The organism is Cupriavidus basilensis, assembly GCF_029335485.1.
Taxonomy (GTDB): Bacteria; Pseudomonadota; Gammaproteobacteria; order Burkholderiales; family Burkholderiaceae; genus Cupriavidus; species Cupriavidus basilensis_E.
This window is the reverse complement of the sequence record NZ_JARJLM010000572.1, coordinates 1-4,116: the sequence shown is the minus strand read 5'-3', so window position 1 is coordinate 4,116 and position 4,116 is coordinate 1. Positions and strand designations below refer to the sequence as shown.

Below are 4,116 nucleotides of genomic sequence, written 5' to 3'. Positions count from 1 at the left end.
GCGTTTGCCCGGCGCGAGGCCATGGAACTGGCGCGCGACAAGCTGCGGCTGGCGTTCGCCATCCTCGGTCCCATCGTGCTGCTGTGCGCCGCGGCGTGGAGCGTGTCCTTCGACGTGGAGAACGTGCGCTTTGCCGTGCTGGACCGCGACCAGAGCCGCGCCAGCCGCGAGCTGGTGGAGCAGTTCTCCGGCTCGCGCTATTTCGTGCAGACCGACGGCGTGCGCAGCGAGGCGGAGGCGGACCGGCGCCTGCGCGCCGCGTCCGACATGCTGATCGTCGAGCTGCCGCCCGGCTTCGAGCGCGACCTGCTGGCCGGGCGCCAGCCGCAGCTGGCTTTCCGCGTGGACGGGTCCAGCCCGTTCCCGGGCGCCACCACGCGCGCCTATGTGAGCGGCGTGCTGCTGGCCTACGCCAGCGCGCAGATGCGCGCGCTGCCGGCCCGCCCGGCCGCGCTGCCGCTCTCGATCGAGACGCGCTTTATCTACAACCAGGAGTTCCGCAGCATCTACGCGATCACGCCGGGCATCATCATGCTGGCGCTGATCCTGATCCCGACCATGCTGACCGCGCTCGGCGTGGTGCGGGAGAAGGAGATGGGCTCGATCACCAACCTCTATGCCTCCCCCGCAAGCGTGGGCGAGTACCTGATCGGCAAGCAGCTGCCCTATGTGGGACTGGCGATGATCAGCTACCTGACGCTGGTGGCGCTGGCCATCGTGCTGCTGCAGGTGCCGCTCAAGGGCTCCTTCCTCGCCCTGTCGATCGGCGCGGCGCTGTTCGTGCTGGCGGCCACCGCGCTGGGGCTGCTGATGTCGACCTTCGTGCGTTCGCAGGTGGCGGCCATCTTTGGCACCGCGATCCTGTGCCTGATTCCATCCGTCAACTTCTCCGGCCTGCTCTATCCGGTGTCCACGCTGACCGGCAGCAGCTACTGGATCGGGCTGGGCTTTCCGTCGTCGTGGTTCCAGCTGGTCAGCCTTGGCAGCTTCACCAAGGGCCTGGGGACCGGCAGCTTCGGCACCATGTACCTGGCCTTGCTGGGTTTCGCGCTGCTGTACCTGGCGGGCGCGCGTTTGCTGCTGCGCAAGCAGGAGGCGTAGCCGGGAGATGCCGCGATGAATCAATGGTGCAAGAACGTGGCCCGGCTGTGCGGCAAGGAGCTGCGCAGCCTGTTCAGCGATGTGACGCTGATGGCGCTGATCGTCTTTGCCTTTACGCTGGCCGTGCATTCGGTAGCCAAGGGCATCAAGGCCGAGGTGTCGAACGCATCGGTGGCCATCGTCGATGCCGACCACTCCGAACTCTCGCGCCGCCTGCGCGATGCGATCCGGCCGCCGTACTTCAAGACGCCGGTGGATGTGGACCGGCACGCCGTGGACGCGGAAATGGACCGGGGGCGTTATATCTTCGCCATCGTGATCCCGCCGCGCTTCGAAGCCGACGTGCTGGCGGGCAGGACGCCGGCGGTGCAGGTGCTGGTGGACGCCACCGCGATGACGCAGGCGGGCCTCGGGGCCAGCTACCTGCAGCAGATTTTCACGCGCGAGGCGCTTGAGTTCCTGCATGCGCGGGGCCTCGAGGCGCAACTCCCCGTGCGCGCGGAGAGCACGGTGATGTTCAATCCCAATACGGAATCGCACTGGTTCACCTCGACCATGCAGATCGTGGTCAACATCACCGTGCTGGCCATCATCCTGGTGGGTGCGGCGGTGATCCGCGAGCGCGAGCACGGCACCATCGAGCATCTGCTGGTGATGCCGGTACGCGCCAGCGAGATCGCGGTGGCGAAGATCCTGGCCAATGGCGCGGTGATTTTCCTGGCGTCCCTGCTGTCGCTGTGGCTGGTGGTGCATCTGTGGCTGGACGTGCCGCTCACCGGTTCGATGGGGCTGTTCGCGCTGAGCGCCGCGCTCTACCTGTTCTCCGTGACCGCGCTCGGCATGTGGCTGGCGACCATTGCGCCGGCGATGCCGCAGTTCGGCCTGCTGGCGGTGCCGACCTATGCCGTCGCCTACCTGCTGTCCGGCGCCGCCACGCCGGTGCAGAGCATGCCGCAGGCCATGCAGCACGCGGTGCAGTTCCTGCCGACGACCCAGTTCGTCACGCTGACGCAGGCCATCCTGTTCCGCGGCGCGGGCGTGGACGTGGTGTGGCCGCAGTTGCTCGGCGTGACGGCCGCGGGCGGGATCTTCCTGGCCCTGGCGCTCACGCGCTTCCGCTCCATGCTGGCGCAGCAGGGGTAGACCACCATGCCTGGCCATGCTCACCGCTCCCATCGTTCCTTCCGCCCGCTCACCAAACGGATTACCGCCTTGAGTACTTATCCACGACGCGGCCTCCTCGCCGGCCTTATTGCATGCATCGCCGCCGGCCTGGCCGGCTGCGCCACGGTCGACGTCGCCGTGCCCGACGGTATCGCGGCGCCAGCCGCGTTCAAGGAAGCCCCCGGAGCGGACACGCCGGCGGCCACGCAGGACCTGGCGCAGTGGTGGCGGAACTGGAACGATCCGGAACTGACGCAGCGCGTGACCGATGCGCTGGCGGCCAATCTCGATCTGCGCGTGGCGCAGGCGCGCGTGGCGGAAGCGCGCGCGATCGGGCGGGTTGCGGATTCGGCGCTCTATCCGACGCTATCGGCACAAGCGCGCGCGGCGCGCGGCGTGGCCGACCTGCGCAGCCCCGCTGGCCTGCCGGATACCTCGCCCGGACTGGACGGCCATCTTGCCGGACTGACGGTTGCCTGGGAGGTGGACGTGTTCGGGGGCCGCCGCAGCGACGCGCAGGCCGCCGCGGCCGTGGCGCTGAGCGCCGAGGAGCGCCTGCGCGGCACGCGCCTGGTGATCGCCGCCGACGTGGCCGAGAACTACCTGGCGGCGCGCGGCCTGCAGCGCCGCCTGCAGCAGCTTGACCGGAGCACGGAAACCCTCGGCCAGTTGCTGGGCTATACCCGCGCGCGCTATGCGGCCGGACAGGCGCTGTCCTATGACGTCGACCGCGTGAGCGAGCAGCTTGGCGCGCTGCAGGCGCAGCGGCCGCTGCTGACGAGCCAGATCTCGATCCGCGAACGCCGCCTGGCGGTGCTCGCCGGCCAGGTGCCGCAAGCCACGGCGGCGCTGTCGCCGCCGCCCGCGTTCTTCGTGCCGGCGGCGCCGGCCGGGCAGCTGCCGTCGGACGTGATCGAGCGGCGCCCGGATGTGCGCGCCATGGCCGCGCTGGTACGCGCGCAGGCCGCCAGGCTCGGCAGCGCCAAGGCGGACCGGTTTCCCCGCTTCTACCTGACGTTCCTGGGCCAGGACGGGCGCCTGCACGTGGACGGGCTGCCGGCGCTGAGCGGCACCGGCGGGCTGGTGGGCGTCGGCGTGCAGTTGCCGATCTTCACCGCGGGCCGCATCCAGGCCAATATCGACGCCGGCGATGCCCGCCTGCAAGCCGCCCAGGCGGATTACGACCAGGCGGTGCTGCGCACGCTGGAGGAAGTGGACAATGCCTACAGCCAGCGCCACGGCCTGGACCAGCGCGGCGCGCGGCTGGCCGACGTGGCCGCCACCGCGCAGCGCAACAGCCAGAACGCCACGCGTCTCTACGAAGGCGGCCGCCGCACGCTGCAGGACGTGCTGGACGCGCGCGTCGGCGCGCTGCAGCGCGAGGACGAACTGATCCAGACGCAAACGGCGCAGGCGCTGGCGGCGGTGCAGTTGTATCGGGCGCTGGGTGGGGAATGGCCGGGCGATCCCGGGTCAGCGCGGCGTTGACGCAAGCCGGCCCCGTCCCGGCCTGCGTGCAGGTCAGGGTGCCCGTCGTGTCTGGACTGGAATACACGCGCCTGTAGGGTATCGCCGCCGTTTCCAGCGCTTGGACCGCAATGATTCCTACGACTTTGGTATCCGTTCGGTTTATCTCATCCTTTTTTCCATTCGGCTTACTGCTATCCAATCGTTCTGATTTAATGGCCTTTTCAGAATTGAACGATGTGGTTGGCGTTGCTGTTTCTGGATTTTTTAGTGAAATGATTTAGGTCTGCAGGGCCTAAAGGCGGAGTGGTGTCGGGCTCTTGGGCACATGGAGGTGTCACTTTTCTTTACTCGTAAAGAAAAGTAACCAAAAGAAAGCGACCC

General features: G+C 68.5%; 3 protein-coding genes. All 3 read left to right on the top strand.

The window, feature by feature from the left end:
• The coding region (locus P3W85_RS35570) for an ABC transporter permease (RefSeq protein ID WP_276268214.1) at positions 1–1,101 on the top strand (1,101 nt) is incomplete at its 5' end.
• 15 nt (positions 1,102–1,116) lie between these two features.
• On the top strand, positions 1,117–2,244 hold the full coding sequence (locus tag P3W85_RS35565; RefSeq protein WP_276268213.1) for an ABC transporter permease: 1,128 nt from the start codon (positions 1,117–1,119) through the stop codon (positions 2,242–2,244).
• Between the two features lie 69 nt (positions 2,245–2,313).
• Positions 2,314–3,753: an efflux transporter outer membrane subunit gene (locus P3W85_RS35560; RefSeq protein WP_276268212.1), complete on the top strand. Its 1,440-nt coding sequence runs from the start codon at positions 2,314–2,316 to the stop codon at positions 3,751–3,753.
• Positions 3,754–4,116 lie beyond the last annotated feature (363 nt).

Excerpts from the sequence above, each read along its gene's own strand:
- P3W85_RS35565 (WP_276268213.1), top strand. The coding sequence starts at position 1,117 with ATGAATCAATGGTGCAAGAACGTGGCCCGGCTGTGCGGCAAGGAGCTG.